Raw genomic sequence first — 3,621 nt, 5'->3', positions numbered from 1 at the left:
CAACGTGGTGGCGTCGCCATCATGCTGGTGATGATGTCACTGGCCCTTTACAACGACCTGGCGCGTTTCGTTGGCGCGCACTGAGTTACTTCCGCATGCAAATTCCTTCCATGACTGCTGTCCGGTTCAAGCCGTCCCTGCTCGCCGCCTTGCTGGCGTCCTCCTTGTTCCAGGCAGCTTGGGCCGTCGAGCCCTTTGTGCTCAAGGACATCCGTGTAGAAGGCCTGCAGCGCGCTGATGCCGGTACCGTGTTCGCCTCGCTGCCTTTCCGCGTGGGTGACACCTATACCGACGACAAGGGCGCCGCAGGCTTGCGTTCGCTGTTCGCCACCGGCTTGTTCAAGGATGTGCGCATCCAGATCGACGGTAAGGTGGTGGTCGTGGTGGTCGAGGAGCGCCCCGTGATTTCGCGTGTGGAGTTCGTGGGCACCAAGGAGTTCGACAAGGACAACCTGATCAAGGCGCTCAAGGACGTGGGCATCGGTGAAGGCCAGCCTTTCGATCGCGCGCTGGCTGACCGCGCCGAGCAAGAGCTCAAGCGCCAGTACCTGACGCGCAGTCTGTATGGTGTGGAAGTCGTGACCACCATCACGCCTGCTGAGCGCAATCGCGTGAACGTGACTTTCACGGTCACCGAAGGCGAGGTCACCAAGATCAAGAGCATCCGCATCACAGGCAATCAGGCTTTCTCCGAGAGCGCGCTGCTGTCGCAGATGGACCTGACGGTGGGCGGTTGGCTGACCTGGTATACCAAGTCGGACCAGTACGCGCGGGCCAAGCTCAACGCTGACCTGGAATCGATCAAGGCCTACTACCTCAATCGCGGCTACCTGGAGTTCCGCATTGACTCCACGCAAGTGGCCATCTCGCCTGACAAACAGGACATCTCGATTGCGATCAACGTGACCGAAGGGCCGCGTTATGTGATCACGGGTGTCAAGCTTGATGGCGATTACGTGGGCAAGGAAGACACCTTCCGCAAACTGGTGACGATCAAGCCCGGCGAGGCCTATCGCGCGGAGGACGTGGCATCGACCATCAAGGCCTTCACGGATCGCTTTGCGGCCTTTGGCTACGCTTTCGCCAAGGTGGAGTTCCGCCCTGAACTTGATCGGGAAAAGGGGCAGGCCGTGGCGGTGCTGGTGGCCCAGCCTCAGCGCCGTGTTTATGTGCGCCGCGTGAACGTGGCCGGCAACTCTCGCACTCGCGACGAGGTGATTCGCCGCGAGTTCCGACAGTTCGAGGCCGCCTGGTATGACGGCCAGAAGATCAAGCTGTCTCGTGACCGTGTGGATCGTCTGGGTTACTTCAAACAGGTCAACATCGAGACGACAGAGGTGCCGGGAACCGCTGATCAGGTTGATCTGACGATTTCTGTCGAAGAAAAACCAACCGGGAATCTGATGCTGGGTGCGGGTTTCTCCAGCGCCGAGAAGTTCACGCTGACAGCATCGGTCAAGCAGGACAATGTATTCGGTACGGGCAACTATCTGGGGGTTGAACTCAACACCAGCAAGTACAACCGAACCATCGTTGTTAGCACGGTGGACCCGTACTTCACGGATAACGGCGTTTCGCGCTCGTACGATGTGTACTACCGTACGTCGCGGCCCTTGAGCACGCAAGGTGGTGACTATGAAATCGTCACGCCGGGCGCCAAGGTCAACTTCGGTGTGCCGTATACCGAATTTGACACGGTGTTCTTTGGCGTTGGTGCCGAGCAGACGGCCATTCATGGCACGACGGGCCTGCCACTGAGCTACCAGATCCACCGCGAGACCTTTGGTGAGCGCAGTTTGTCGATTCCGCTGACCACGGCATGGCAGCGTGACTCGCGTGACAGTGTGATCGCCCCGTCGTCCGGCCGCTACCAGCGTATCAACCTGGAGTGGGGCGCATTGGGCGACACGCGCTATCTGCGTTCCGACTATCAGTTCCAGCAGCATTTCGCCTTGACCAACCGCTATACCTTCAGCTTCAACGGTGAGCTGGCTTACGGTATCGGGTTGCAAGGCCGGCCCTATCCCGTGTTCAAGAATTGGTCGGGCGGTGGCCTGGGTAGTGTGCGTGGCTTCGAGCAAGGCACCTTGGGGCCCATCGACGCCCTGGGGGCTTCTATCGGCGGTAACAAGCGCATCAACTTGAACCACGAGCTCTATGTGCCGTTCCCTGGGGCAGGCAATGACCGCACACTGCGTTTGTTCGGCTATGTGGATGCGGGTAACGTCTGGGGTGAGAACGAGCCCATCAAGTTCAAGGATTTCCGTGCCTCCACAGGTGTGGGTATCAGTTGGGTGTCGCCTGTCGGTCCGCTCAAGCTGAGCTACGGCAAACCTTTCCGCTATTTCGATCAAGATAAAATCCAGAAACTCCAGTTCCAGATTGGTACGGCATTCTGATCATGAAATCGATTCGCAAGATTCTGCTCGCCAGCATCACGGTGCTGGCCTCCTTGGCTGTACATGCCCAGGAGCTGAAGATTGGTGTGGTCAACATGGATGTCGTGTTGCGCGACACGGTTGCCGCCAAGGCTGCGCAGGCCAAGCTGGAGACCGAGTTCAAGCCTCGTGAGAAGGATCTGAACCGGTTTGAGGCAAGTGTCAAGGCTGCCTCCGAGAAGTATGAAAAGGACTCGCTAACCTTGGGTGAAAGTGAGCGCGTGCGCCGTCAACGGGATCTGGTGGACCAGGATCGTGAGCTGCAACGCAAGCGTCGTGAGTTTCAGGAAGATTTCAATCAGCGCAAAAATGAAGAGCTGACTGCCATTCTCAATCGGACAGGACGCGTCATCAAGCAGATCTTCGAGCAGGAAAAATTCGATCTGATCTTGCAAGATCAGCTGTTTGCCAGTGCCCGGCTGGACATCACCGGTAAGGTCATCAAGGTCCTGGACAGTGGAACTGTGAAGTGAGCAAGCCGCAATCTGTACATGATCTCGGCGCCAATGTGTCCGATGAGCATGTCGAATCGGTTGCGGGTATCACGCTGGGCTTGATCGTGGATGCGCTGGGCGGTGAGTTGCTCGGCGACAGGGAAACAGAGATTCGCCATATCGGGCCGCTGGATACCGAGCGCCCCGCAGCCATCTCCTTTCTGGCCAACCCCAAGTACCGGCAGCAACTGACAGTCAGTCGCGCGGTGTGCGTGATCGTCAGCCCTGCAATCAAGGACGAGGCGGTCGCCTGTGGTGCCGTCATCGTCAGCGATGATCCCTATCTGTATTTCGCCAGGCTGACACAATGGTGGGCGGCCCGCGTTCGGCCGCGTCCCGCTGCGGGCATCCACCCCACAGCGGTGGTGGATCCTGCCGCGGTGATTGGTCAAGGTGTCTCCATCGGGCCTTTGGCTGTGATTGAGGCTGGCGCCGTGATTGGTGACAACGCGATCATTGGTTCGCATTGCGCTGTTGGTGCCCGAGCCCGTATTGGGGCGGACAGCAAACTGGCGCCTCGCGTGACGCTGGGCTTCGATTGCGTGGTGGGTGCGCGCTGCATCCTGCACAGCGGCGTGGTGATTGGCGCAGATGGCTTTGGCTTTGCACCCAACAAGGGGCGTTGGGAAAAGATCGAGCAATTGGGTGCCGTGCGCATCGGTGACGACGTCGAACTCGGTGCCAACACC

The 3,621-nt window shown here is 58.9% G+C and carries 3 protein-coding genes; all 3 read left to right on the top strand.

Going from position 1 to position 3,621, the window contains the following annotated elements; all coding sequences use genetic code 11:
- The first annotated feature begins 110 nt into the window (after positions 1-110).
- A complete protein-coding gene (gene bamA, locus EPO09_RS20315; protein ID WP_290646083.1) occupies positions 111-2,399 on the top strand; it encodes an outer membrane protein assembly factor BamA in 2,289 nt (762 codons plus the stop codon).
- A 2-nt stretch (positions 2,400-2,401) separates the two neighbouring features.
- Positions 2,402-2,911, top strand: a complete 510-nt coding sequence (locus EPO09_RS20310; RefSeq protein WP_290646081.1) for an OmpH family outer membrane protein — start codon at positions 2,402-2,404, stop codon at positions 2,909-2,911.
- A gap of 68 nt (positions 2,912-2,979) precedes the next feature.
- On the top strand, positions 2,980-3,621 hold a 642-nt coding region (locus tag EPO09_RS20305), incomplete at its 3' end, for a UDP-3-O-(3-hydroxymyristoyl)glucosamine N-acyltransferase (RefSeq protein ID WP_290646085.1).

It is taken from the genome of Aquabacterium sp. (assembly GCF_004297345.1).
Classification (GTDB): Bacteria; Pseudomonadota; Gammaproteobacteria; order Burkholderiales; family Burkholderiaceae_C; genus Aquabacterium.
The sequence above is the reverse complement of the archived record's forward strand: the minus strand, read 5'-3'. Positions and strand labels throughout refer to the sequence as shown.

Coding starts and splice junctions, on each gene's coding strand:
- bamA (WP_290646083.1), top strand. CDS start 111: ATGACTGCTGTCCGGTTCAAGCCGTCCCTGCTCGCCGCCTTGCTGGCG.
- EPO09_RS20310 (WP_290646081.1), top strand. CDS start 2,402: ATGAAATCGATTCGCAAGATTCTGCTCGCCAGCATCACGGTGCTGGCC.